Source organism: Candidatus Thiothrix putei (assembly GCA_029972225.1).
Taxonomy (GTDB): Bacteria; Pseudomonadota; Gammaproteobacteria; order Thiotrichales; family Thiotrichaceae; genus Thiothrix; species Thiothrix putei.
In genome coordinates, this window is record CP124756.1 from 3,220,545 (window position 1) to 3,243,025 (window position 22,481).

The 22,481-nt window shown below is 52.3% G+C and carries 25 protein-coding genes and 6 pseudogenes; 18 read left to right on the plus strand and 13 right to left on the minus strand.

Features of this window, described 5'->3' with window-relative positions:
• Nucleotides 1-13 precede the first annotated feature (13 nt).
• From QJT81_16455 to QJT81_16495, 9 genes and pseudogenes are all read right to left on the minus strand, one after another.
• Nucleotides 14-163, minus strand: coding sequence for a hypothetical protein (locus QJT81_16455; protein WGZ93386.1), 150 nt, complete (start codon nt 161-163; stop codon nt 14-16).
• A complete protein-coding gene (locus tag QJT81_16460) occupies nt 160-1,800 on the minus strand; it encodes an IS66 family transposase (protein WGZ93387.1) in 1,641 nt (546 codons plus the stop codon). The genes QJT81_16455 and QJT81_16460 overlap by 4 nt, the downstream gene beginning before the upstream one ends.
• Nucleotides 1,797-2,171, minus strand: a complete 375-nt coding sequence (gene tnpB, locus QJT81_16465; protein WGZ93388.1) for an IS66 family insertion sequence element accessory protein TnpB — start codon at nt 2,169-2,171, stop codon at nt 1,797-1,799. Before tnpB (QJT81_16465) ends, QJT81_16460 begins: the two co-directional genes overlap by 4 nt.
• Nucleotides 2,171-2,461 carry an IS66 family insertion sequence element accessory protein TnpB gene (locus QJT81_16470; GenBank protein WGZ93389.1) on the minus strand — a complete coding sequence of 97 codons (291 nt, stop codon included), beginning with the start codon at nt 2,459-2,461 and terminating at the stop codon, nt 2,171-2,173. Before QJT81_16470 ends, tnpB (QJT81_16465) begins: the two co-directional genes overlap by 1 nt.
• A gap of 81 nt (nt 2,462-2,542) precedes the next feature.
• A complete protein-coding gene (locus QJT81_16475; GenBank protein WGZ93390.1) occupies nt 2,543-2,746 on the minus strand; it encodes a hypothetical protein in 204 nt (67 codons plus the stop codon).
• Nucleotides 2,747-2,905: 159 nt separating this feature from the next.
• Nucleotides 2,906-3,190: pseudogene (locus tag QJT81_16480) on the minus strand (excinuclease ABC subunit UvrA).
• Between the two features lie 533 nt (nt 3,191-3,723).
• Nucleotides 3,724-5,262 (minus strand): annotated as a pseudogene (locus QJT81_16485) (IS66 family transposase).
• A 77-nt stretch (nt 5,263-5,339) separates the two neighbouring features.
• The gene (gene tnpB / locus QJT81_16490; protein ID WGZ93391.1) at nt 5,340-5,714 is read right to left on the minus strand and encodes an IS66 family insertion sequence element accessory protein TnpB; all 375 of its coding nucleotides are present in this window, start codon (nt 5,712-5,714) and stop codon (nt 5,340-5,342) included.
• The gene (locus QJT81_16495; protein ID WGZ93392.1) at nt 5,714-6,004 is read right to left on the minus strand and encodes an IS66 family insertion sequence element accessory protein TnpB; all 291 of its coding nucleotides are present in this window, start codon (nt 6,002-6,004) and stop codon (nt 5,714-5,716) included. The genes tnpB (QJT81_16490) and QJT81_16495 overlap by 1 nt, the downstream gene beginning before the upstream one ends.
• Before the next feature lie 108 nt (nt 6,005-6,112).
• Here QJT81_16495 and QJT81_16500 point away from each other — a divergent pair, with 108 nt between their 5' ends.
• The 5 genes and pseudogenes from QJT81_16500 to QJT81_16520 all read left to right on the plus strand — a co-directional run bounded on the left by QJT81_16500 (nt 6,113) and on the right by QJT81_16520 (nt 9,202).
• The gene (locus tag QJT81_16500; protein WGZ93393.1) at nt 6,113-6,550 is read left to right on the plus strand and encodes a DUF723 domain-containing protein; all 438 of its coding nucleotides are present in this window, start codon (nt 6,113-6,115) and stop codon (nt 6,548-6,550) included.
• An 81-nt stretch (nt 6,551-6,631) separates the two neighbouring features.
• Nucleotides 6,632-6,922, plus strand: coding sequence for an IS66 family insertion sequence element accessory protein TnpB (locus QJT81_16505; GenBank protein WGZ93394.1), 291 nt, complete (start codon nt 6,632-6,634; stop codon nt 6,920-6,922).
• Nucleotides 6,922-7,296: an IS66 family insertion sequence element accessory protein TnpB gene (tnpB, locus tag QJT81_16510; GenBank protein WGZ93395.1), complete on the plus strand. Its 375-nt coding sequence runs from the start codon at nt 6,922-6,924 to the stop codon at nt 7,294-7,296. The genes QJT81_16505 and tnpB (QJT81_16510) overlap by 1 nt, the downstream gene beginning before the upstream one ends.
• Before the next feature lie 77 nt (nt 7,297-7,373).
• Nucleotides 7,374-8,912, plus strand: a pseudogene (locus QJT81_16515) (IS66 family transposase).
• Nucleotides 8,909-9,202, plus strand: coding sequence for a hypothetical protein (locus QJT81_16520; GenBank protein ID WGZ93396.1), 294 nt, complete (start codon nt 8,909-8,911; stop codon nt 9,200-9,202). Before QJT81_16515 ends, QJT81_16520 begins: the two are co-directional and overlap by 4 nt.
• Nucleotides 9,203-9,319: 117 nt before the next feature.
• Here the strand turns inward: QJT81_16520 and QJT81_16525 are convergent, their stop codons facing one another.
• On the minus strand, nt 9,320-9,580 hold the full coding sequence (locus tag QJT81_16525) for a hypothetical protein (protein WGZ93397.1): 261 nt from the start codon (nt 9,578-9,580) through the stop codon (nt 9,320-9,322).
• 164 nt (nt 9,581-9,744) lie between these two features.
• Between QJT81_16525 and QJT81_16530 the strand changes: the two genes are divergently transcribed.
• The 6 genes and pseudogenes from QJT81_16530 to QJT81_16555 all read left to right on the plus strand — a co-directional run bounded on the left by QJT81_16530 (nt 9,745) and on the right by QJT81_16555 (nt 14,918).
• Nucleotides 9,745-10,800 (plus strand): transposase, encoded by a 1,056-nt coding sequence (locus QJT81_16530; protein WGZ93398.1) that lies wholly within the window; start codon nt 9,745-9,747, stop codon nt 10,798-10,800.
• A 387-nt stretch (nt 10,801-11,187) separates the two neighbouring features.
• A complete protein-coding gene (locus QJT81_16535) occupies nt 11,188-11,460 on the plus strand; it encodes a hypothetical protein (protein WGZ93399.1) in 273 nt (90 codons plus the stop codon).
• 17 nt (nt 11,461-11,477) lie between these two features.
• Nucleotides 11,478-12,419, plus strand: coding sequence for an ISAzo13 family transposase (locus QJT81_16540; protein ID WGZ93400.1), 942 nt, complete (start codon nt 11,478-11,480; stop codon nt 12,417-12,419).
• A 218-nt stretch (nt 12,420-12,637) separates the two neighbouring features.
• Nucleotides 12,638-12,928 (plus strand): IS66 family insertion sequence element accessory protein TnpB, encoded by a 291-nt coding sequence (locus QJT81_16545; GenBank protein WGZ93401.1) that lies wholly within the window; start codon nt 12,638-12,640, stop codon nt 12,926-12,928.
• Entirely contained in the window at nt 12,928-13,302 is a 375-nt protein-coding gene (gene tnpB / locus QJT81_16550) for an IS66 family insertion sequence element accessory protein TnpB (GenBank protein WGZ93402.1), read from the plus strand. The genes QJT81_16545 and tnpB (QJT81_16550) overlap by 1 nt, the downstream gene beginning before the upstream one ends.
• 77 nt (nt 13,303-13,379) lie before the next feature.
• Nucleotides 13,380-14,918, plus strand: a pseudogene (locus QJT81_16555) (IS66 family transposase).
• A gap of 259 nt (nt 14,919-15,177) precedes the next feature.
• Here the strand turns inward: QJT81_16555 and QJT81_16560 are convergent.
• A pseudogene (locus tag QJT81_16560) lies at nt 15,178-16,502 on the minus strand (UPF0236 family protein).
• Nucleotides 16,503-16,877: 375 nt separating this feature from the next.
• Between QJT81_16560 and QJT81_16565 the strand changes: the two are divergent.
• Nucleotides 16,878-18,202 (plus strand): annotated as a pseudogene (locus tag QJT81_16565) (UPF0236 family protein).
• Here the strand turns inward: QJT81_16565 and QJT81_16570 are convergent.
• Entirely contained in the window at nt 18,144-18,374 is a 231-nt protein-coding gene (locus QJT81_16570; protein ID WGZ93403.1) for a hypothetical protein, read from the minus strand. The pseudogene QJT81_16565 and the gene QJT81_16570 sit on opposite strands and share 59 nt — an antisense overlap.
• Nucleotides 18,375-18,495: 121 nt before the next feature.
• On the opposite strand from QJT81_16570, the gene QJT81_16575 reads away from it, so the two are divergent.
• Genes QJT81_16575 through QJT81_16585 form a run of 3 tightly spaced genes read left to right on the plus strand, consistent with a single transcriptional unit; the run spans nt 18,496 to nt 19,486 of the window.
• Nucleotides 18,496-18,708, plus strand: coding sequence for a (2Fe-2S)-binding protein (locus tag QJT81_16575; GenBank protein ID WGZ93404.1), 213 nt, complete (start codon nt 18,496-18,498; stop codon nt 18,706-18,708).
• On the plus strand, nt 18,705-18,890 hold the full coding sequence (gene hemP, locus QJT81_16580; GenBank protein ID WGZ93405.1) for a hemin uptake protein HemP: 186 nt from the start codon (nt 18,705-18,707) through the stop codon (nt 18,888-18,890). Before QJT81_16575 ends, hemP begins: the two co-directional genes overlap by 4 nt.
• Entirely contained in the window at nt 18,887-19,486 is a 600-nt protein-coding gene (locus QJT81_16585; GenBank protein ID WGZ93406.1) for an imelysin family protein, read from the plus strand. Before hemP ends, QJT81_16585 begins: the two co-directional genes overlap by 4 nt.
• Before the next feature lie 9 nt (nt 19,487-19,495).
• Here QJT81_16585 and QJT81_16590 read toward each other — a convergent pair whose 3' ends face one another.
• The gene (locus QJT81_16590; GenBank protein WGZ93407.1) at nt 19,496-20,617 is read right to left on the minus strand and encodes an ISAs1 family transposase; all 1,122 of its coding nucleotides are present in this window, start codon (nt 20,615-20,617) and stop codon (nt 19,496-19,498) included.
• Between the two features lie 31 nt (nt 20,618-20,648).
• Here QJT81_16590 and QJT81_16595 point away from each other — a divergent pair, with 31 nt between their 5' ends.
• Genes QJT81_16595 through QJT81_16605 form a run of 3 tightly spaced genes read left to right on the plus strand, consistent with a single transcriptional unit; the run spans nt 20,649 to nt 22,478 of the window.
• Nucleotides 20,649-20,918 carry an imelysin family protein gene (locus QJT81_16595; protein ID WGZ93408.1) on the plus strand — a complete coding sequence of 90 codons (270 nt, stop codon included), beginning with the start codon at nt 20,649-20,651 and terminating at the stop codon, nt 20,916-20,918.
• Between the two features lie 48 nt (nt 20,919-20,966).
• Nucleotides 20,967-21,152, plus strand: coding sequence for a hypothetical protein (locus QJT81_16600; protein WGZ93409.1), 186 nt, complete (start codon nt 20,967-20,969; stop codon nt 21,150-21,152).
• 42 nt (nt 21,153-21,194) lie between these two features.
• Nucleotides 21,195-22,478 (plus strand): di-heme oxidoredictase family protein, encoded by a 1,284-nt coding sequence (locus QJT81_16605; protein ID WGZ93410.1) that lies wholly within the window; start codon nt 21,195-21,197, stop codon nt 22,476-22,478.
• Nucleotides 22,479-22,481: the final 3 nt, after the last annotated feature.

Consider the following 22,481-nt stretch of genomic DNA (forward strand, 5'->3'; position numbering starts at 1 on the left):
CTATTCTAATAAGTTAGTAGTTCATAAAGTTGTGTTGTAGCTTACGTGCAAGCTCTTTTGCTTTTGGGTATTCATCACCAGCAACGGTAAATACAACAGAAGTAGGAGCTTCAGTAGAACAGGTAACTGCACCTTTGTAATTCCCATTAACGTAAACGGTCATTCTAGCCCGTCGTTGATATCCGCAAACAAATCCGAGCGCAATGGCTTATCCGCAAACCGTTGTTTCCAACATCTTGGCGTAAGGTCTTGCACCTGAGAAGCGGGATGCTCACTAACGCGCAACAGAACATCCATCAGATAGACATACGGGTTAATGTCATGCAGGCGGCAGGTGGTGATCAGGCTTTGGATGATGCCCACGTGTTCCGCGCCGAGTTCTGTCCAGCAGAACAACCAGTTTTTCCTGCCCATGGGGATGGGCCGCAGGGCGCGTTCGATGTGGTTGGTATCCATTGGCACGTCGGGATCTTCCAGAAACACGCGCAGTTCGTGTTCGCGGCGGATGACATAACCAAGGGCTTTGGTCAGCGGGTTGGAGGGGACTAAATCGGTACGTTGTAATTGGGTTTGGCACCATTCAAAGAACTGGTCGACCAACGGCTTGCTGTGGGTGAGGCGGTAGGTACGTTTGGCTTCCCCGTCGAGTTTTTTCTCGTTAATCTGGGCTTCGTGCTGATAGAGTGCCGCGATAGTGTCAAGGGCTTGGCGTACTGCTTGTGGTTCAGCGGTTTCGGCGGCAATGAAGGTGCGACGGCTGTGTACCCAGCATTGGGCATGGGTAATCTTGTCATTGGCGTTGACGTAACTGGCATAAGCACGGTAACCGTCGCTGAGCAGTGTGCCGCTGAACTGTTGGCGAAGAGTCTTTTCAATGTGTTGCCGCCCACGGCTGGCGGAGAAGGTGAAGACGATTTCGTCCTGATCCCCGTACAGCGGCCAGAAGTAGCCTTGCTTCATCTTGCCGTTGCCTGCGGGGCTGGCTTTGATGGGGGTTTCGTCCATCGCCAGCAGCTTGCTTTGCAGTACACTGGCGAGTTGCGCTTCGGCAATGGGTTTGAGCAGGTCGATGGCACGTTTCACCGCATTGGTCAGCGTCGTGCGGCTGAGGGTGATCCCCGCTTGGGTCAGGCGTTGGTGCTGGCGGTACAACGGCAGGTGGTACTGGAACTTGTCCACCAACATCCCCACCAAAAAGCTGACATCGGTGACACTACGTTCCAGCACGTTGGCGGGTGCAGGGCTGGGAAGTGGTGGGTTGCTGAGCGAAGCCGAAGCACTGCCCTTACGTTTGATGACCGGGCGCTCGTATTGCAGGATGAGGTAGCTGGCAGGGCGTTGCGCCACCCGATGGGTCACCTGGGTGCCGATCACCTCATACTGGTCAGCCTCTTCCCCCTGAAGTTCCGGCGGGGTGAGGTGAATCACCTTGACCGGGACATCGGCGGTAAAGCGTAACCCGCTGTCATTCACGCAGTCATCGGGGCGCAGCTTGGGGGCTTTGCCGCGTTGGTAGGTGACGGTAATGCTTTCACCCTCGGGTGCGGCAACCGGGGTGGCGGCGGGGGCAAACAACGGCAACTGCGCCACCGGTATCTCAACCGGACGCTTTTCCGATTTGCTGCCAAAGACCTGTTGCCTGAACCACGCCAGTTGGCGTTTTAATTCAGAAACTGCCTGTTGCAGGACGGCATTGTCTGCACGTAACCCCGCATTTTCCTCACGCAACGCCAGCATTTCCGCCACAATCGGCGGCATGGGAACGCTGGTGTCAGACGGGGTGGATGGCTTTAAAATCATGGGCTTGTTATACCAGAATGTGGCTGCACAGGATACTGGTAACGCTTGAATTGTCTGGATTTTTGCACCTCAATGCCTGCTAAAATCAACTGCAAATCCGTCCGGGTCAGTTCGCGCTGCCCGCTAGTTGTCGGCTGCACCCGGTATTGCCCCTGCTCCAAGCGTTGGCTCCATAAGCAATAGCCGCTGGGTTCAAAATAGAGGATCTTCATCTGGGTTTTACGCAGGTTCACAAACACGAAATAATGCCCACTCAGGGGATTTTGCCCTAACTGGTTTTTCACCAAAGCGGTCAGCCCCGTAAAGCTTTTGCGCATGTCGGTGGCTTGGGTGCATAGCCAGATGCGGGCGGTGGCGGCGGGGGCAAACATCAGCGTTGGCTCAGGCGTAGTTCAACACCATTCCCCAAACTCAGCACAATGTGCCAGCCTTGCCCCAGCGCGGCATGACCCGCCGATAATGCTCCCAAGTCGATGAAGGTATTGGCGGGAACGGCTGGTTCCTCCACGCCATCTGCGGAGCGTAGACGCTGCCGCCATTGGCAAAAACTGGCGTAACCGATACTGTGCTGTTCACAAAATGCCGGGGCGGATAAGCCGCTGGCTTGCCATTGGCTAATGAGGGTTTGCCATTCGCTGGCACGGCGGTGAGGGCGTTTCATTGAGGTTTCCTTCGGTTGTTCAGGTTGGAAACCAGTTTAGGACGTGGAAATCGCGAGGGCTAGACGTGCTGAAATGGTCGCTTACCCATTAACACCAACTCTATCTTCTCCTTTATATGTTCCACTGCTAAGTTCAAAACCACTTTCTTTTAGTGAATACTCAGCTCGTTTCAAACAGTTGATGCCATCATACTGAACTAAATAGAGTTCCAGTTTTGGAGCTTCTGCTATGGCTTGGCTACTGATGAGTAAAAATGTGGAAAGAAGATAAGGGGTAATCTTCATACTTGTTTTCCTTTGTTTTTATAAATGACACTGCCCTGCATACTGTCATAAGGATAGGCTTGTAGCAACTTTACTTGACAAGTGGTTGACCCCTTGGAGGTTGCCCCAAGGACAGACACAACAGAAAGATTAGCCTGTCACTGCGTGCAGGCTATCCCAAGGATTGTGCGAGGTGGTTTTCTGCTCAATGGAAATCGCCGGAGAAAGCCCTTCGATATGGTCAATGTCCGGCTTTTCCATCATCGACAAAAACTGGCGGGCGTAGGCGGACAGCGACTCAACGTAACGCCGCTGCCCTTCCGCAAAAATCGTGTCGAACGCCAGCGACGACTTGCCCGAACCCGACAAGCCCGTGATCACAATCAGCTTGTCACGCGGCAGGTCAAGGTCGATGTTTTTCAGGTTATGGGTGCGTGCGCCACGAATTCGGATGAATTTTTCCATGGGGTGTGCAAGCTCGTGCCGAACAAAAAGCGAAGTTTAGCAGGTTTTGACAGAAAGGGAGATTTCCCTCTTCATGATGAAAGAAGAAGAATCTTGTTCAAAAGTATGTGCTACTAACGAAGTTGCAGCAGTGCTATTAGAATTTTTGTATCTGTTCCTGATAAAGTTTCCTACTTACAACTGTTACCTGATGCTGCAACAGTGCCAACCTGAAAGGTTCGCTCATTTATAGAAGAAATTTAAGGGATTTTCTTATCATACATCTGGTAGTTTTTTAGTTAGAAAAATAGATCAATATACAAGATGTAGTGTCTTGTATAGCTATAAAGCCTTATTGATACTATATATGGTATTTGATAGTTGTATAAACGAGCAGGTCGTCAGAGACTCCCCGCCTGCGGTAGGCGCGTCTAGCGACTTGCCGTCTTCGATAGGCTCGTCAAGAGACTCTCCGCCTTCGATAGGCACTAGCGTCCCGCCTGCGGTATAATGTAGCCCTTAAGAAATTTATAAAGAATCTTAAAAGTAAACGGTCATTCTAGCCCGTCGTTGATATCCGCAAACAAATCCGAGCGCAATGGCTTATCCGCAAACCGTTGTTTCCAACATCTTGGCGTAAGGTCTTGCACCTGAGAAGCGGGATGCTCACTAACGCGCAACAGAACATCCATCAGATAGACATACGGGTTAATGTCATGCAGGCGGCAGGTGGTGATCAGGCTTTGGATGATGCCCACGTGTTCCGCGCCGAGTTCTGTCCAGCAGAACAACCAGTTTTTCCTGCCCATGGGGATGGGCCGCAGGGCGCGTTCGATGTGGTTGGTATCCATTGGCACGTCGGGATCTTCCAGAAACACGCGCAGTTCGTGTTCGCGGCGGATGACATAACCAAGGGCTTTGGTCAGCGGGTTGGAGGGGATTAAATCGGTACGTTGTAATTGGGTTTGGCACCATTCAAAGAACTGGTCGACCAACGGCTTGCTGTGGGTGAGGCGGTAGGTACGTTTGGCTTCCCCGTCGAGTTTTTTCTCGTTAATCTGGGCTTCGTGCTGATAGAGTGCCGCGATAGTGTCAAGGGCTTGGCGTACTGCTTGTGGTTCAGCGGTTTCGGCGGCAATGAAGGTGCGACGGCTGTGTACCCAGCATTGGGCATGGGTAATCTTGTCATTGGCGTTGACGTAACTGGCATAAGCACGGTAACCGTCGCTGAGCAGTGTGCCGCTGAACTGTTGGCGAAGAGTCTTTTCAATGTGTTGCCGCCCACGGCTGGCGGAGAAGGTGAAGACGATTTCGTCCTGATCCCCGTACAGCGGCCAGAAGTAGCCTTGCTTCATCTTGCCGTTGCCTGCGGGGCTGGCTTTGATGGGGGTTTCGTCCATCGCCAGCAGCTTGCTTTGCAGTACACTGGCGAGTTGCGCTTCGGCAATGGGTTTGAGCAGGTCGATGGCACGTTTCACCGCATTGGTCAGCGTCGTGCGGCTGAGGGTGATCCCCGCTTGGGTCAGGCGTTGGTGCTGGCGGTACAACGGCAGGTGGTACTGGAACTTGTCCACCAACATCCCCACCAAAAAGCTGACATCGGTGACACTACGTTCCAGCACGTTGGCGGGTGCAGGGCTGGGAAGTGGTGGGTTGCTGAGCGAAGCCGAAGCACTGCCCTTACGTTTGATGACCGGGCGCTCGTATTGCAGGATGAGGTAGCTGGCAGGGCGTTGCGCCACCCGATGGGTCACCTGGGTGCCGATCACCTCATACTGGTCAGCCTCTTCCCCCTGAAGTTCCGGCGGGGTGAGGTGAATCACCTTGACCGGGACATCGGCGGTAAAGCGTAACCCGCTGTCATTCACGCAGTCATCCGGGCGCAGCTTGGGGGCTTTACCGCGTTGGTAGGTGACGGTAATGCTTTCACCCTCGGGTGCGGCAACCGGGGCGGCGGCGGGGGCAAACAACGGCAACTGCGCCACCGGTATCTCAACCGGACGCTTTTCCGATTTGCTGCCAAAGACATGTTGCCTGAACCACGCCAATTGGCGTTTCAATTCAGCTATATCCTGTTTCAGGGCAGCATTTTCCTCACGCAACGCCAGCATTTCCGCCACAATCGGCGGCATGGGAACGCTGGTGTCAGACGGGGTGGATGGCTTTAAAATCATGGGCTTATTGTACCAGAATGTGGCTGCACAGGATACTGGTAACGCTTGAATTGTCTGGATTTTTGCACCTCAATGCCCGCCAAAATCAACTGCAAATCCGTCCGGGTCAGTTCGCGCTGCCCGCTGGTTGTCGGCTGCACCCGGTATTGGCCCTGCTCCAGGCGTTGGCTCCATAAGCAATAGCCGCTGGGTTCAAAATAGAGGATCTTCATCTGGGTTTTACGTAGGTTCACAAACACGAAATAATGCCCACTCAGGGGATTTTGCCCTAACTGGTTTTTCACCAAAGCGGTCAGCCCCGTAAAGCTTTTGCGCATGTCGGTGGCTTGGGTGCATAGCCAGATGCGGGCGGTGGCTGCGGGGGCAAACATCAGCGTTGGCTCAGGCGTAGTTCAACACCATTCCCCAAACTCAGCACAATGTGCCAGCCTTGCCCCAGCGCGGCATGACCCGCCGATAATGCTCCCAAGTCGATGAAGGTATTGGCGGGAACGGCTGGTTCCTCCACGCCATCTGCGGAGCGTAGACGCTGCCGCCATTGGCAAAAACTGGCGTAACCGATACTGTGCTGTTCACAAAATGCCGGGGCGGATAAGCCGCTGGCTTGCCATTGGCTAATGAGGGTTTGCCATTCGCTGGCGCGGCGGTGAGGGCGTTTCATTGAGGTTTCCTTCGGTTGTTCAGGTTGGAAACCAGTTTAGGACGTGGAAATCGCGAGGGCTAGACGTGCTGAAATGGTCGCTTACTCTTAAAAGGAAGAATAATAAGAATGAGAAAACTAACTACAAAAGAATTTATCAAACGCTCAAGAGAAGTACATAGTGACAGGTATGATTACAGCAAGGTGGAATATGTTAATAATAAAACTAAAGTTGTGATTATTTGTCCTGAACATGGAGACTTTGAGCAAAGTCCCAATAGTCATCTATCTGGTATAGGTTGCCCTCATTGTGCAAATGAAAGTAAAAAACTAACACAAGAATCATTTATTCAGAAAGCTAATGAAGTACATGATAATAAATATGACTACTCAAAAGTTGAATATACTCATAGTGCTACTAAGGTAGAAATTATTTGCCCTATTCATGGAGCCTTCGAGCAGACTTCTTATAATCATCTACGTGGTAGTGGATGCCCACATTGTGGCTATGAAAATACTGGTTGGACTAAAGCTAAGTTTATAGATATATGTGAGTCTAAAAAGTAAGCGACCATTTCAGCACGTCTAGCCCTCGCGATTTCCACGTCCTAAACTGGTTTCCAACCTGAACAACCGAAGGAAACCTCAATGAAACGCCCTCACCGCCGCGCCAGCGAATGGCAAACCCTCATTAGCCAATGGCAAGCCAGCGGCTTATCCGCCCCGGCATTTTGTGAACAGCACAGTATCGGTTACGCCAGTTTTTGCCAATGGCGGCAGCGTCTACGCTCCGCAGATGGCGTGGAGGAACCAGCCGTTCCCGCCAATACCTTCATCGACTTGGGAGCATTATCGGCGGGTCATGCCGCGCTGGGGCAAGGCTGGCACATTGTGCTGAGTTTGGGGAATGGTGTTGAACTACGCCTGAGCCAACGCTGATGTTTGCCCCCGCAGCCACCGCCCGCATCTGGCTATGCACCCAAGCCACCGACATGCGCAAAAGCTTTACGGGGCTGACCGCTTTGGTGAAAAACCAGTTAGGGCAAAATCCCCTGAGTGGGCATTATTTCGTGTTTGTGAACCTACGTAAAACCCAGATGAAGATCCTCTATTTTGAACCCAGCGGCTATTGCTTATGGAGCCAACGCCTGGAGCAGGGCCAATACCGGGTGCAGCCGACAACCAGCGGGCAGCGCGAACTGACCCGGACGGATTTGCAGTTGATTTTGGCGGGCATTGAGGTGCAAAAATCCAGACAATTCAAGCGTTACCAGTATCCTGTGCAGCCACATTCTGGTACAATAAGCCCATGATTTTAAAGCCATCCACCCCGTCTGACACCAGCGTTCCCATGCCGCCGATTGTGGCGGAAATGCTGGCGTTGCGTGAGGAAAATGCTGCCCTGAAACAGGATATAGCTGAATTGAAACGCCAATTGGCGTGGTTCAGGCAACATGTCTTTGGCAGCAAATCGGAAAAGCGTCCGGTTGAGATACCGGTGGCGCAGTTGCCGTTGTTTGCCCCCGCCGCCGCCCCGGTTGCCGCACCCGAGGGTGAAAGCATTACCGTCACCTACCAACGCGGTAAAGCCCCCAAGCTGCGCCCGGATGACTGCGTGAATGACAGCGGGTTACGCTTTACCGCCGATGTCCCGGTCAAGGTGATTCACCTCACCCCGCCGGAACTTCAGGGGGAAGAGGCTGACCAGTATGAGGTGATCGGCACCCAGGTGACCCATCGGGTGGCGCAACGCCCTGCCAGCTACCTCATCCTGCAATACGAGCGCCCGGTCATCAAACGTAAGGGCAGTGCTTCGGCTTCGCTCAGCAACCCACCACTTCCCAGCCCTGCACCCGCCAACGTGCTGGAACGTAGTGTCACCGATGTCAGCTTTTTGGTGGGGATGTTGGTGGACAAGTTCCAGTACCACCTGCCGTTGTACCGCCAGCACCAACGCCTGACCCAAGCGGGGATCACCCTCAGCCGCACGACGCTGACCAATGCGGTGAAACGTGCCATCGACCTGCTCAAACCCATTGCCGAAGCGCAACTCGCCAGTGTACTGCAAAGCAAGCTGCTGGCGATGGACGAAACCCCCATCAAAGCCAGCCCCGCAGGCAACGGCAAGATGAAGCAAGGCTACTTCTGGCCGCTGTACGGGGATCAGGACGAAATCGTCTTCACCTTCTCCGCCAGCCGTGGGCGGCAACACATTGAAAAGACTCTTCGCCAACAGTTCAGCGGCACACTGCTCAGCGACGGTTACCGTGCTTATGCCAGTTACGTCAACGCCAATGACAAGATTACCCATGCCCAATGCTGGGTACACAGCCGTCGCACCTTCATTGCCGCCGAAACCGCTGAACCACAAGCAGTACGCCAAGCCCTTGACACTATCGCGGCACTCTATCAGCACGAAGCCCAGATTAACGAGAAAAAACTCGACGGGGAAGCCAAACGTACCTACCGCCTCACCCACAGCAAGCCGTTGGTCGACCAGTTCTTTGAATGGTGCCAAACCCAATTACAACGTACCGATTTAATCCCCTCCAACCCGCTGACCAAAGCCCTTGGTTATGTCATCCGCCGCGAACACGAACTGCGCGTGTTTCTGGAAGATCCCGACGTGCCAATGGATACCAACCACATCGAACGCGCCCTGCGGCCCATCCCCATGGGCAGGAAAAACTGGTTGTTCTGCTGGACAGAACTCGGCGCGGAACACGTGGGCATCATCCAAAGCCTGATCACCACCTGCCGCCTGCATGACATTAACCCGTATGTCTATCTGATGGATGTTCTGTTGCGCGTTAGTGAGCATCCCGCTTCTCAGGTGCAAGACCTTACGCCAAGATGTTGGAAACAACGGTTTGCGGATAAGCCATTGCGCTCGGATTTGTTTGCGGATATCAACGACGGGCTAGAATGACCGTTTACTCTAAAAACTCACATGGAACTCTATACGTTCTTGAATGTTATAACGAAAATGAGACTTTCATTAAGTTTGGAATTACAAGTAGAACAATTGAGAGACGATACAGTGATAAAATCAAAATGCCTTACAGCTATAGGATATTAGCTGAATGTACTGGCACACCTGAAATGATTTATAACTTAGAGGTTGGACTAAAGAATGAAATGAAGCTTCAGCACTATACACCACAAATTGAATTTAATGGATATGCTACTGAATGCTTTGTAAGAACTGAAGAAGAATGATATTGTGATTTGGGGCGAGGAATCGCCCCATAACAAATTCACTTTTTTCTTTTGTCTTCATAACGTTTACGTTCTGAGTCTGAAGGTTGCCTTTCATCTGGAAATGGCCACATAACTTTATTTAACATGTTTACCTCTTGGATTTTTTGCTTCTGTCTCTTTTGATATTGCTTCTTTTATAATAGATTCGTCGAATAAGTAAACACTTTTAGTTTTTGTTATTTGTAGTTTCTCTATTTTTATACCCCTATCGGCACAAATCTTTCTACATCTATCCCTTACGGCTAATTGATACATTTTACATCTTACAAGTGGAGCATAAGCTTGTTTGTTAATTATCTGGTTCTCAAAGAATTGTTTTATTGTTATTGAATTCATTTAGATATACTTCCTTTAGAGCCTCTAAGGGATATGATGAGACTTGAGCCACTTGCAAAATTACATTTTCAGCGTGAACCTTCCTTCATCTGAAGGAAAAAAGAAGTGTGGGCTGCCGTTTTCGGCGATAATAGAAGCATCAAAACAACCATTAAGCCCACGCTATGAATTCTACCGAACGCGCCCTGATTGCACAACGCTGGAGTTTGCTGCAAATTGAAATACTGCCTTGCTTCAATGATGCCTTTGGCACATTGACCCCCAAGCTTGAAAAGCTCATTCACGTACTGGAGCTGACGCGCATTGAAGATTTTGTGCGCTCTTTTCGTGATGGGTCTGGACGGCCAGCGACGGAGCGATCTTGGTTTGCCAATGCTTTTGTCGCCAAAAGCGTGCTCAATATTGTCAATACGCGAGCACTCATTGACCGGCTGCAAAACGATCGCTCCCTGCGACGCATCTGCGGGTTTCCCCTGACCAAGAAACTGCCTTCCGAATCCACCTTTTCACGTGCCTTCGCTGAATTTGCTGAACAGCGTTTAGCGGAACGTGTGCATGAAACGTTGGTGAAAACGTATTTGGGCGATGCGCTGATCGGCCACCTGTGTCGGGATTCAACAGCCATTGAGGCACGTGAACGGCCTGTTGCCGAGGAAAAGCCAAAGAAAAAACAAGGGCAAACACGGATTCAGCGCCAACGGGAACAGTCACTTCAGCAAGCACTCGATGAGATACCGGTTCAGTGTAACCGGGGGACGAAGAAGAATGCCCAAGGCTACAAGCACAGTTGGAACGGCTACAAACTGCATATCGATACCGCCGATTGTGGTGTCCCGATAGCAGCCATTCTGTCTTCCGCCTCCTTTCACGACAGCGGGGCAGCCATCCCACTCTCTCAAATCAGTGCCCAACGTGTCACCAGTCTCTACGACCTGATGGATGCGGCCTATTGCAGTGCTGATTTGCACGAATACAGCCGTCATCTGGGGCATGTCCCTCTGATTGATCACAATCCTCGCGGCGGACAGAAAGAAGCGTTTGAACCTGCTGATGCCGAGCGTTACAAAATTCGCAGCACCGTAGAACGAACCAATGCCCGCCTGAAGGATGAATTTGGTGGTCGGAATGTGTGGGTGCAAGGTGCGCAAAAAGTTTACAGCCACTTGATGTTTGGGATTTTGGTGTTGAGTGCTGATCAACTGATGCGTGTCTTGTTATAAAGCGACTGGGTTTGAAAAAACACGGGAAGACTGACTGAAAAACAGGAGCAGTCGCATCGGTATGGGTGAAATTTAGCAAAAGTTACGGTAAAACTGAAAAAGCTCAGGTTTCGTTGGTCAAATTGAGTAAAAAATCGGCTGAATATGCGGCGTTCGGTCAATGCTGAAAATTGAGCAACTCAGTTTGTCGGATTTTGCAAGTCGCTCACTTGCTTACCGTGATTCATTTTAATAGAGTTTCTACTGCTTTTAACATAATGCCAATTATTTTCTTCACAATAATTTTTAGCTAATTTTGAGAACTTAACTATATTACCTTTAGGAACTGTCCCGAAATAACTTCCCTCTTTTCTGCTAACAGCGAAAGGGGGAAGATAGCCCCTTGTAATGCCAATCAACACCGAGGATGAGCCAATGGATGTTTACCCATCAGCCATAGAAAAACAAATGCAGCGGTTCTACCAATCGCTCAATGAGCGTGACCGCCGCCGCTACGCCGCCGTGGAAGCCGTCCGGCTTGGGCACGGGGGGCAGGACTACATTTCCCGGTTATTGGACTGTGACCCCAAAACCATCCGCCACGGGTTGACGGAGTTGGAATCGGAAGATGGCTTGCCCACCGTAAGGCAGCGAAAAAAAGGGGCGGGCGCAAACGGCTGAACGCTACGCACCTGCAATTGGATGAGCATTTTCGCCAAGTTTTAAAGGATCATACGGCAGGCGACCCCATGCGGGAGGCGGTGAAATGGACGAACCTGTCACGTCGGCAGATTGCCCGGCGGATGCAGGCATTGGGGACATCGGCTGGGAAAAACGTGGTGTCGCGCCTATTGCGGGAGCACGGCTACCGCCGCCGCAAGCCCCAGAAGAAACGCACCATGGGGCAACACGCTGACCGTAATGCCCAGTTTGAAAAGATTGCCCAACTCAAACAAACCTACCTGCAAGCAGGCAAACCCGTGATCAGCATTGACACCAAAAAGAAGGAACTGCTGGGCAACTTTTACCGTGAAGGGGTAACGGATGCCGTCGAACCCACGGAGGTCAATGACCATGACTTCCCCAGCTATGGCAATGGTCAGGTGATCCCCCACGGCATCTACGACCTTGCCCGCAACGAAGCGGCACTGCACCTGAACACCAGCCACGACACCACCGAGTTTGCCTGCGAAAGCCTTGGCTTATGGTGGCGTGAGCAAGGGAAACCCAACTACCCCGAAGCTGACGAGCTGTTGGTCTTATGTGACGGTGGTGGCAGCAACAGTTCCTCTGCGTACCTGTTCAAGCAAGACTTGCAGGCATTGGCGGACAGCCTGAACCTGACAATACGCATCGCCCACTACCCGCCCTATTGCTCCAAATACAACCCGATTGAACACCGACTGTTCCCCCATGTGACCCGTGCCTGCCGGGGTGTGCCGTTGGAAACGGTCGAAACCGCCAAACACTACATGGCAAAAACGGAAACCACCACTGGCTTGAAGGTCGCTGTCCGCATCATCAGTAAAGTTTTTGAAACCGGGCGCAAGTATACCCAAGCGTTTAAGGATAACATGACCATCCAGTTCGATGATTTCCTGCCAAAATGGAACTACACCGCTACCCCTCAGTCCCCCTGATTTCGGGAAGTTATTTCGGGACAGTTCCTTAGAAAGAAGATTGGGCGCGATTTTTTTATTCTTAACAAGAATAGCTAAGAACTGTCTGACGGTATAGTACTTATCACTTACTTTCTTACCGCTTAGTATAAGAGTAAGCGACCATTTCAGCACGTCTAGCCCTCGCGATTTCCACGTCCTAAACTGGTTTCCAACCTGAACAACCGAAGGAAACCTCAATGAAACGCCCTCACCGCCGCGCCAGCGAATGGCAAACCCTCATTAGCCAATGGCAAGCCAGCGGCTTATCCGCCCCGGCATTTTGTGAACAGCACAGTATCGGTTACGCCAGTTTTTGCCAATGGCGGCAGCGTCTACGCTCCGCAGATGGCGTGGAGGAACCAGCCGTTCCCGCCAATACCTTCATCGACTTGGGAGCATTATCGGCGGGTCATGCCGCGCTGGGGCAAGGCTGGCACATTGTGCTGAGTTTGGGGAATGGTGTTGAACTACGCCTGAGCCAACGCTGATGTTTGCCCCCGCAGCCACCGCCCGCATCTGGCTATGCACCCAAGCCACCGACATGCGCAAAAGCTTTACGGGGCTGACCGCTTTGGTGAAAAACCAGTTAGGGCAAAATCCCCTGAGTGGGCATTATTTCGTGTTTGTGAACCTACGTAAAACCCAGATGAAGATCCTCTATTTTGAACCCAGCGGCTATTGCTTATGGAGCCAACGCCTGGAGCAGGGCCAATACCGGGTGCAGCCGACAACCAGCGGGCAGCGCGAACTGACCCGGACGGATTTGCAGTTGATTTTGGCGGGCATTGAGGTGCAAAAATCCAGACAATTCAAGCGTTACCAGTATCCTGTGCAGCCACATTCTGGTACAATAAGCCCATGATTTTAAAGCCATCCACCCCGTCTGACACCAGCGTTCCCATGCCGCCGATTGTGGCGGAAATGCTGGCGTTGCGTGAGGAAAATGCTGCCCTGAAACAGGATATAGCTGAATTGAAACGCCAATTGGCGTGGTTCAGGCAACATGTCTTTGGCAGCAAATCGGAAAAGCGTCCGGTTGAGATACCGGTGGCGCAGTTGCCGTTGTTTGCCCCCGCCGCCGCCCCGGTTGCCGCACCCGAGGGTGAAAGCATTACCGTCACCTACCAACGCGGTAAAGCCCCCAAGCTGCGCCCGGATGACTGCGTGAATGACAGCGGGTTACGCTTTACCGCCGATGTCCCGGTCAAGGTGATTCACCTCACCCCGCCGGAACTTCAGGGGGAAGAGGCTGACCAGTATGAGGTGATCGGCACCCAGGTGACCCATCGGGTGGCGCAACGCCCTGCCAGCTACCTCATCCTGCAATACGAGCGCCCGGTCATCAAACGTAAGGGCAGTGCTTCGGCTTCGCTCAGCAACCCACCACTTCCCAGCCCTGCACCCGCCAACGTGCTGGAACGTAGTGTCACCGATGTCAGCTTTTTGGTGGGGATGTTGGTGGACAAGTTCCAGTACCACCTGCCGTTGTACCGCCAGCACCAACGCCTGACCCAAGCGGGGATCACCCTCAGCCGCACGACGCTGACCAATGCGGTGAAACGTGCCATCGACCTGCTCAAACCCATTGCCGAAGCGCAACTCGCCAGTGTACTGCAAAGCAAGCTGCTGGCGATGGACGAAACCCCCATCAAAGCCAGCCCCGCAGGCAACGGCAAGATGAAGCAAGGCTACTTCTGGCCGCTGTACGGGGATCAGGACGAAATCGTCTTCACCTTCTCCGCCAGCCGTGGGCGGCAACACATTGAAAAGACTCTTCGCCAACAGTTCAGCGGCACACTGCTCAGCGACGGTTACCGTGCTTATGCCAGTTACGTCAACGCCAATGACAAGATTACCCATGCCCAATGCTGGGTACACAGCCGTCGCACCTTCATTGCCGCCGAAACCGCTGAACCACAAGCAGTACGCCAAGCCCTTGACACTATCGCGGCACTCTATCAGCACGAAGCCCAGATTAACGAGAAAAAACTCGACGGGGAAGCCAAACGTACCTACCGCCTCACCCACAGCAAGCCGTTGGTCGACCAGTTCTTTGAATGGTGCCAAACCCAATTACAACGTACCGATTTAATCCCCTCCAACCCGCTGACCAAAGCCCTTGGTTATGTCATCCGCCGCGAACACGAACTGCGCGTGTTTCTGGAAGATCCCGACGTGCCAATGGATACCAACCACATCGAACGCGCCCTGCGGCCCATCCCCATGGGCAGGAAAAACTGGTTGTTCTGCTGGACAGAACTCGGCGCGGAACACGTGGGCATCATCCAAAGCCTGATCACCACCTGCCGCCTGCATGACATTAACCCGTATGTCTATCTGATGGATGTTCTGTTGCGCGTTAGTGAGCATCCCGCTTCTCAGGTGCAAGACCTTACGCCAAGATGTTGGAAACAACGGTTTGCGGATAAGCCATTGCGCTCGGATTTGTTTGCGGATATCAACGACGGGCTAGAATGACCGTTTACGTTCAAACCGATGAAAAGTATTCCGCATACATGGGGTATCAAACCCAGATACGCGGAAAAAGTGATGCTCAACATCCGTCATGAGTTCGGTAATATCACCACGAATGAACTTTTGTATATACTCGGTTTTCTCAACTTTGACGATTATTTATAAGCCTTTGCCGAGTTCCAGATAAGACGCGCCACCCAAGAAAAATGAGTCGTGTGCCGCTTTAACCCGAAGCCGGGTGTGAACAAAAGTGCGGTAAACCTCATGCCGCCTCAGCGGTGTTTCGCCAATAATGCTTCCATTGCTGGTTTCCCCGCATGACCCTCAACGCCAACATATCCGCCGCATTATCACTTTTCCACCATGCCCCCGATTTTTTTAAGCGTTGCTGGATGATGTAACGGTGTGCACTTTCTATTTCGCCCGACCCCACGGGCAATCCGAGGGATTTTGCTGTCGGGTAATCCAGTTGCTCAATGCGGTTGCTCAGGTAACGGTGACAAGCTCGTACTGGGGCGTTACTGTCTTCTACCGTTTCTGCTTCGAGGAAAGGTTTCAGTGTGTCGATGACCGCTTGAGCTTGACCATCCTGTAGGGCTTTTTTCTGTTTGGCAAACCATTTATCCTTGTCCTTGAGGCATGAACAGCTTGCGGATGCTGCTGATAGGTATTCACAAACATGATAAAAATCAATCAGGTAATGTCCTTGTGTGCCAAATTGTTCATCCACTTGACGGTTGATCCAGCTTGCCCCATCACCCACCGCATGGAGGAACGTGCTTTTTCCAAATCCAGCACGGCAGGCGGTGTCGAATAAGATTTTTCCAGCATCTTCTACCGTGCCACCGAATATTGCGCCAAACGTTGGCGTAGCACTGCCTTTGGCGTGGGCAAGACACAGGCGGGCTTCTTTCCAGCTTTCCTTTTTGCCTTTGCGCTTGTCGGGGGCTGTTTCGTCAATCTCGACGATGGGGATCATGCTGCCGTCCATTTCGGCAATGACATAGGCTTTTCCCAACGTGCTTGGATAGTCTTTTATCAACACTTGGGATTCATGGATGCGTTTGGCGTGACCTTCGGTGATGTGTCGGATGCTGCTGGATGCCAGCCGTATCCCGTAATGTTCTTCTAATTTATCAGGCACTTGAGCAAATGAACAGTCCGCCCCAAAGTCCGTCACCGCCCGTTGCAGCGGGAGCGAACAGCCTCGGCAAACAACCTCGGCACTCTGGCTAAAGGGGCGGACACGCTTGCCGGGAATCCGGTAGACCGGTTCGCTTATGTGGATTTTTCCGTAGGTCGTGTGCCAATGACAGTTTTTTTTCCACTCTTTACATACTTCCCAATGCCTTCTTCACAGGCTGGGGCTGTGCATTTTTCTACACGTTTGTTTGCCCATGCAGTGATCGCATCATTTCCCATTTGGCGCAGTTCTTCTATCACCCGCTGTTCGGCGTCTGCTGCTTTGATAATGTCATCACCGGCATTTTCAACCACCTCGATTAGCCCTTCCATCCGAGCTTTTAATGCGGGGTTGCGGTTCAAGGCTTCTAAAAGTTTTTGGTCGCGGGAGCTAACTGTCAACATGGGAAAGTCCTTTTTCTCTGGTTTTAGGGGATGCCATCTTAGTCTACAGGACACCGCACTTTTGTTCACACCCGCTTTGGTCAGCGGGTTGGAGGGGACTAAATCGGTACGTTGTAATTGGGTTTGGCACCATTCAAAGAACTGGTCGACCAACGGCTTGCTGTGGGTGAGGCGGTAGGTACGTTTGGCTTCCCCGTCGAGTTTTTTCTCGTTAATCAGGGCTTCGTGCTGATAGAGTGCCGCGATAGTGTCAAGGGCTTGGCGTACTGCTTGTGGTTCAGCGGTTTCGGCGGCAATGAAGGGGGTGTGAACAAAAGTGCGGTGTCCTGTAGACTAAGATGGCATCCCCTAAAACCAGAGAAAAAGGACTTTCCCATGTTGACAGTTAGCTCCCGCGACCAAAAACTTTTAGAAGCCTTGAACCGCAACCCAGCATTAAAAGCTCGGATGGAAGGGCTAATCGAGGTGGTTGAAAATGCCGGTGATGACATTATCAAAGCAGCAGACGCCGAACAGCGGGTGATAGAAGAACTGCGCCAAATGGGAAATGATGCGATCACTGCATGGGCAAACAAACGTGTAGAAAAATGCACAGCCCCAGCCTGTGAAGAAGGCATTGGGAAGTATGTAAAGAGTGGAAAAAAAACTGTCATTGGCACACGACCTACGGAAAAATCCACATAAGCGAACCGGTCTACCGGATTCCCGGCAAGCGTGTCCGCCCCTTTAGCCAGAGTGCCGAGGTTGTTTGCCGAGGCTGTTCGCTCCCGCTGCAACGGGCGGTGACGGACTTTGGGGCGGACTGTTCATTTGCTCAAGTGCCTGATAAATTAGAAGAACATTACGGGATACGGCTGGCATCCAGCAGCATCCGACACATCACCGAAGGTCACGCCAAACGCATCCATGAATCCCAAGTGTTGATAAAAGACTATCCAAGCACGTTGGGAAAAGCCTATGTCATTGCCGAAATGGACGGCAGCATGATCCCCATCGTCGAGATTGACGAAACAGCCCCCGACAAGCGCAAAGGCAAAAAGGAAAGCTGGAAAGAAGCCCGCCTGTGTCTTGCCCACGCCAAAGGCAGTGCTACGCCAACGTTTGGCGCAATATTCGGTGGCACGGTAGAAGATGCTGGAAAAATCTTATTCGACACCGCCTGCCGTGCTGGATTTGGAAAAAGCACGTTCCTCCATGCGGTGGGTGATGGGGCAAGCTGGATCAACCGTCAAGTGGATGAACAATTTGGCACACAAGGACATTACCTGATTGATTTTTATCATGTTTGTGAATACCTATCAGCAGCATCCGCAAGCTGTTCATGCCTCAAGGACAAGGATAAATGGTTTGCCAAACAGAAAAAAGCCCTACAGGATGGTCAAGCTCAAGCGGTCATCGACACACTGAAACCTTTCCTCGAAGCAGAAACGGTAGAAGACAGTAACGCCCCAGTACGAGCTTGTCACCGTTACCTGAGCAACCGCATTGAGCAACTGGATTACCCGACAGCAAAATCCCTCGGATTGCCCGTGGGGTCGGGCGAAATAGAAAGTGCACACCGTTACATCATCCAGCAACGCTTAAAAAAATCGGGGGCATGGTGGAAAAGTGATAATGCGGCGGATATGTTGGCGTTGAGGGTCATGCGGGGAAACCAGCAATGGAAGCATTATTGGCGAAACACCGCTGAGGCGGCATGAGGTTTACCGCACTTTTGTTCACACCCTCTTCCTTGGCATCATTCGACAGATTAACATCAGCAAAGAGCTTTTCACCCAACATTTCCTTGCTGGAAAGCGGCGTTGGCGCAGGCGTAGCAGCAAGCGGAATACCTGACAGCAACAGCGTAAGCGGGAGGATAACCTTGATCATGCCAAATTCTCTGAACCAGTGATAAGCTGCCAAGAATAACTGAGAAACACTTGCATTTACAAATGATAATGTTTATCATAACGCTCATTATCAAGAATGATTACTGTTTAGGGGATGACGTATGTACGTTTGCATTTGCCACTCTGTGACTGACAAAGCGATCAAGAAAGCCGTGAAACAAGGTCACGACACCTTAGAAGCGATTCAGCAAGCGTTGAAAGTCGGCACATGCTGTGGGCGATGCAAAGGTCATGCCTGCGAAGTCATCGAAGAAACCCTAAACCCCGAAACTTCCCTGTTTAACCTCAACCTGATGCAAGGTGCATTCGCATGATGACTGGAGCGATTAATCTGGAAGAATTGATGCGCGGTTGCAAAAAAATCATCCTTCAGCACGGCAAGCGGCCTTACTGCCTGACCATTACCCGCCGGGGCAACCTGATCCTCACTTCGGCGGATGATGACGCAGACAAACAGCCCGTCGCAACCTCCACTCCCCCAAAGAAACAACCATGAAACAACGCCTCAACCAAATTGTCAGCAGCATCCTGCTGGGTGGAATGCTTTGCAGCGCACCACTACTTGCCAATGCTGAAACCGTCAACGCCAAAGCCGTCATGGAACAGTACGTCAACCTTGCCAGCGCCAATTTCAGCGACACCCTCGCCGCTGCTAAAGTATTGCAAGAAAAAGTCGATGCTTTCATTGCCAACCCCACGGCTGACACCCAACAAGCTGCCAAAGACGCATGGCTTGCCGCCCGCAAACCTTACAGCCAAACCGAAGCCTTCCGTTTCGGCAACCCCAACGTGGACGAATGGGAAGGTCAAGTTAACGCATGGCCGCTCGATGAAGGTTTGATTGATTACGTCAAAACCGATACTTACGACCATGAGGAAGGTAATAAATTTGCCACTGCCAATATTATTGCTGGCACAGACAAAATTGATGCGGAACTGCTGAAAGCCTCGCAAGAAAAAGGCGGTTCAGAAGCCAACGTTGCCACCGGCTACCACGCCATTGAATTCCTGCTGTGGGGACAAGACTTCAATGCCACCCCGAAAGATTCCGGCACACGCGGCAGCTTAAGCCTAGGGCAATCGCTTGAATAATCGCCTTACTTACATGACTTGCTCCAGCAGTTGTGCCAGATAGTCAGTTGACCACCCTGCCTGTTTACGACGGACTTTGAGGCTATGTTTGTTGGTTTTGTCATTGCGCAGCAGGTTAGTACCCATGTGGCGCAGGATGGCGAGATTATGTGCGCCATGGTTGCTACGGTTTCTCGCCAAATCTTCCCGCATCAGGACATCCAGCACCCAATGCAACTTGTTTTCGATTGCCCAGTGGGAGCGGACGGCATATTGTGCGGCCTTGGCGATCATCGCCAGTGAACAGATGTAGTGGCGGATGGAATAGGTGGATTTTCCTGCTTTTTCGACCCAGGACTCGATACAGATGATGCTGGCAAGTCCTGCCCATTCCTGCCGTTGTTCCAACCAAGCAACATCGGTGCAAATGCGGCAACGGCGGGTTTCGAGCCGCCCGTGGTCTTTTTCCACCTGGGTGTCTTCATCCAGCACATAACCGGCAGGCGGCTTTTCGAAAAACAGGGCGATGTCTTCTGCTAACGTTTTCTGATTGTCTTTGACTGCCAGTAGGTAATCACCGCCTGCTTCCACGATTTGCTTGGCGATGGCCTTTTGTGTCCCCATCGCATCAATGGTGATCAAGCAGCCTTCAATGTCGAGCTTGCGTAGCAAGGCGGGGATGGCAGTGATTTCATTGGATTTCTGGTCGGTGGCTTCCTGCCCCAGCACTAGATTTTGCTGGTTTGCCCACGCTGACACCAGGTGCAGAGGGTTCTGCCCGTTGCCACCACTGCGCCGTGAGGTTTTGCCGTCAATGTTCAATAGGTCAGCCTCCCCTGCGGACAGGCTGTTTGTCCAACGGATAAACAGTTCCGAAAACAGCTTAGCATTCAGCGCGTTGAACACGTCACTCACCGTGTCATGGCTGGGAAAGCCCCGTGCATAGGGATAATAGCGGCGCAGGAAATCCGCGTTTAGCTTTGCCCAGCGCACCATTTCCACCACATCGTCTGCCCCTGCTAAGCTGCCTGCCAAACCCAGCAATAGGATTTCAGGTAGGGGGTAGAGAACTTTGGCTTGCTGGCGTGGGTCTTCTAAAACTGACAACTGTTCCAGTAGGCGGCTGATAGCGCTGGACGGCAAGTTCGGCATCGGTTTTGTCCTTTCGGGAAAAACCTTATTTATGCATGTTTTGCAACCAAACTTTCAAGCGATTGCCCTGAGCTTAAGCCTTGGCGAACTTGCAGGCGAACGCATGAACGTGGCACTGTTGGCACATTCACAGGAAGACGAACATTCCTGCTTCAGCGACAACACCCACAACGACATTGCCGAAAATGCCCGCAGCATCCAGAACATTTTCAACGGCACGTACACCCGCACCGATGGCAGCAAGCTGGAAGGCGCAAGCCTCGCGCAACTGGTTGCCGCCAAAGATGCCAAAGCCAGCTAAACCTTAGTCAGCAAACTCGCGGATACGCAACAAAAAGCCGAAGCCATTGTGGAAGCAGCGAAAAACGGTGAAAATTTCGACCAGCAAATTACCCCCGACAACAAGGACGGTAACAAACGCATCAAAGCCACGATTGCGGCGTTGCGCAGCCAAACGGGTGACATCGAAGCGGCTGCCAAAGCCGTCGGCGTGGACAGCCTTAACCCGGAGAGCAGCGACTCATTTGGTGGATAAATGCAATCGACCCTAGCCATTGCCCTGAGCAGCCTACTTATTATGCTGCCAGAGCTAGCCAACAGCGATACCCCCTCCCGTTCCCTGAGCGTAGCCGAAGGGAACCCACAACAGCACGAAGATTTCGCCATCGGTGGCGCATTCTTCCAACAACCGTGGGTGAGTGCGCCCGCATCCACCACCGCACGCGATGGGCTGGGGCCATTGTTCAAAGCCAATAGCTGCATTGCCTGCCATGTGCAGCACGGGCGCGGGCATCCGCCGCTAACGGCAACCGAACCGTTCCTCTCGACTATCGTCAAACTCAGTATCCCTGCCACCACAGCAGAACAACCGATGGTAGCCAAAACCCTAGGCGTCGCGCCCGAACCCCTTTATGGCGATCACCTGCAACCACTCGGCAACAAAGGTTTGCAGGGCGAAGCCACCCCACGTTTTAGCTACACCGAAGTCCACGGGCAATTTGCCGATGGTGAAACTTACACCCTGCAACAACCTAAGCTGCATCTCGATAGTTTGAACTACGGCGCAATGCACCCCGACGTACAGCACTCCGTGCGCGTTGCCCCGGCATTGTTCGGCATGGGCTTGCTGGAAAGCGTCCCCACCGCCGAAATTCTCGCCAATGCCGACCCCGACGATAAAAACGGCGACGGTATTTCCGGCAAAGCCAACCAAGTGTGGGACATCCAGCAACAGCAAATCGTACTGGGACGGTTTAGCTGGAAAGCGAACCAACCCAGTATTGCCCAGCAAAGTGCGGATGCCTTCCGTAACGACATTGGCATTACCAATACCCGTTTTCCCGAACAGCCCTGCACGGCAGCGCAAACCGATTGCCACCACCTGCCTGATGGCGGCAAACCCGAAATTCCTGATGACCTGCTGGATAAAGTGGTATTCCACGTTAACGCCCAACCTGTGCCGCCACGCCGTGATGTAACTGACCCACAAGTGCTGCAAGGCGAACGCCTCTTTAAGCAAAGCGGTTGTGCCCGTTGCCACGTCCCTACTTTTCCCGCCTTAGCCCAGCAAGCACACCAGCCATACAGCGACTTATTACTGCATGACATGGGCGCAGGCTTGGCGGACAACCGCCCCGAATTTGCTGCCAGCGGACAAGAATGGCGCACGCCCCCGCTATGGGGCATCGGTATCACCGCAACGCTCAGCGGACATACCCGCTTTTTGCATGACGGACGCGCCCGCAACTTGCTCGAAGCCATCCTTTGGCACGGCGGCGAAGCTGAACCTGCCAAGCAAAACGTGCTTGCCCTCAACAAACCAGAGCGTGAAGCCTTGTTGCGCTTCCTGAACTCGCTGTAATGA

What these genes read in the sequence shown, in the direction of transcription:
- QJT81_16460 (WGZ93387.1), bottom strand. Translation starts at nt 1,800, where the DNA reads ATGATTTTAAAGCCATCCACCCCGTCTGACACCAGCGTTCCCATGCCG.
- tnpB (WGZ93388.1), bottom strand. Translation starts at nt 2,171, where the DNA reads ATGTTTGCCCCCGCCGCCACCGCCCGCATCTGGCTATGCACCCAAGCC.
- QJT81_16585 (WGZ93406.1), top strand. Translation starts at nt 18,887, where the DNA reads ATGAAACAACGCCTCAACCAAATTGTCAGCAGCATCCTGCTGGGTGGA.
- QJT81_16455 (WGZ93386.1), bottom strand. Translation starts at nt 163, where the DNA reads ATGACCGTTTACGTTAATGGGAATTACAAAGGTGCAGTTACCTGTTCT.
- QJT81_16475 (WGZ93390.1), bottom strand. Translation starts at nt 2,746, where the DNA reads ATGAAGATTACCCCTTATCTTCTTTCCACATTTTTACTCATCAGTAGC.
- QJT81_16605 (WGZ93410.1), top strand. Translation starts at nt 21,195, where the DNA reads ATGCTGCCAGAGCTAGCCAACAGCGATACCCCCTCCCGTTCCCTGAGC.
- tnpB (WGZ93402.1), top strand. Translation starts at nt 12,928, where the DNA reads ATGTTTGCCCCCGCAGCCACCGCCCGCATCTGGCTATGCACCCAAGCC.
- QJT81_16495 (WGZ93392.1), bottom strand. Translation starts at nt 6,004, where the DNA reads ATGAAACGCCCTCACCGCCGCGCCAGCGAATGGCAAACCCTCATTAGC.
- QJT81_16505 (WGZ93394.1), top strand. Translation starts at nt 6,632, where the DNA reads ATGAAACGCCCTCACCGCCGCGCCAGCGAATGGCAAACCCTCATTAGC.
- QJT81_16520 (WGZ93396.1), top strand. Translation starts at nt 8,909, where the DNA reads ATGACCGTTTACTCTAAAAACTCACATGGAACTCTATACGTTCTTGAA.
- hemP (WGZ93405.1), top strand. Translation starts at nt 18,705, where the DNA reads ATGATGACTGGAGCGATTAATCTGGAAGAATTGATGCGCGGTTGCAAA.
- QJT81_16590 (WGZ93407.1), bottom strand. Translation starts at nt 20,617, where the DNA reads ATGCCGAACTTGCCGTCCAGCGCTATCAGCCGCCTACTGGAACAGTTG.
- QJT81_16525 (WGZ93397.1), bottom strand. Translation starts at nt 9,580, where the DNA reads ATGAATTCAATAACAATAAAACAATTCTTTGAGAACCAGATAATTAAC.
- QJT81_16530 (WGZ93398.1), top strand. Translation starts at nt 9,745, where the DNA reads ATGAATTCTACCGAACGCGCCCTGATTGCACAACGCTGGAGTTTGCTG.
- tnpB (WGZ93391.1), bottom strand. Translation starts at nt 5,714, where the DNA reads ATGTTTGCCCCCGCAGCCACCGCCCGCATCTGGCTATGCACCCAAGCC.
- QJT81_16595 (WGZ93408.1), top strand. Translation starts at nt 20,649, where the DNA reads ATGCATGTTTTGCAACCAAACTTTCAAGCGATTGCCCTGAGCTTAAGC.
- QJT81_16575 (WGZ93404.1), top strand. Translation starts at nt 18,496, where the DNA reads ATGTACGTTTGCATTTGCCACTCTGTGACTGACAAAGCGATCAAGAAA.
- QJT81_16535 (WGZ93399.1), top strand. Translation starts at nt 11,188, where the DNA reads ATGCCAATCAACACCGAGGATGAGCCAATGGATGTTTACCCATCAGCC.
- QJT81_16545 (WGZ93401.1), top strand. Translation starts at nt 12,638, where the DNA reads ATGAAACGCCCTCACCGCCGCGCCAGCGAATGGCAAACCCTCATTAGC.
- QJT81_16500 (WGZ93393.1), top strand. Translation starts at nt 6,113, where the DNA reads ATGAGAAAACTAACTACAAAAGAATTTATCAAACGCTCAAGAGAAGTA.
- tnpB (WGZ93395.1), top strand. Translation starts at nt 6,922, where the DNA reads ATGTTTGCCCCCGCAGCCACCGCCCGCATCTGGCTATGCACCCAAGCC.
- QJT81_16570 (WGZ93403.1), bottom strand. Translation starts at nt 18,374, where the DNA reads ATGATCAAGGTTATCCTCCCGCTTACGCTGTTGCTGTCAGGTATTCCG.
- QJT81_16470 (WGZ93389.1), bottom strand. Translation starts at nt 2,461, where the DNA reads ATGAAACGCCCTCACCGCCGTGCCAGCGAATGGCAAACCCTCATTAGC.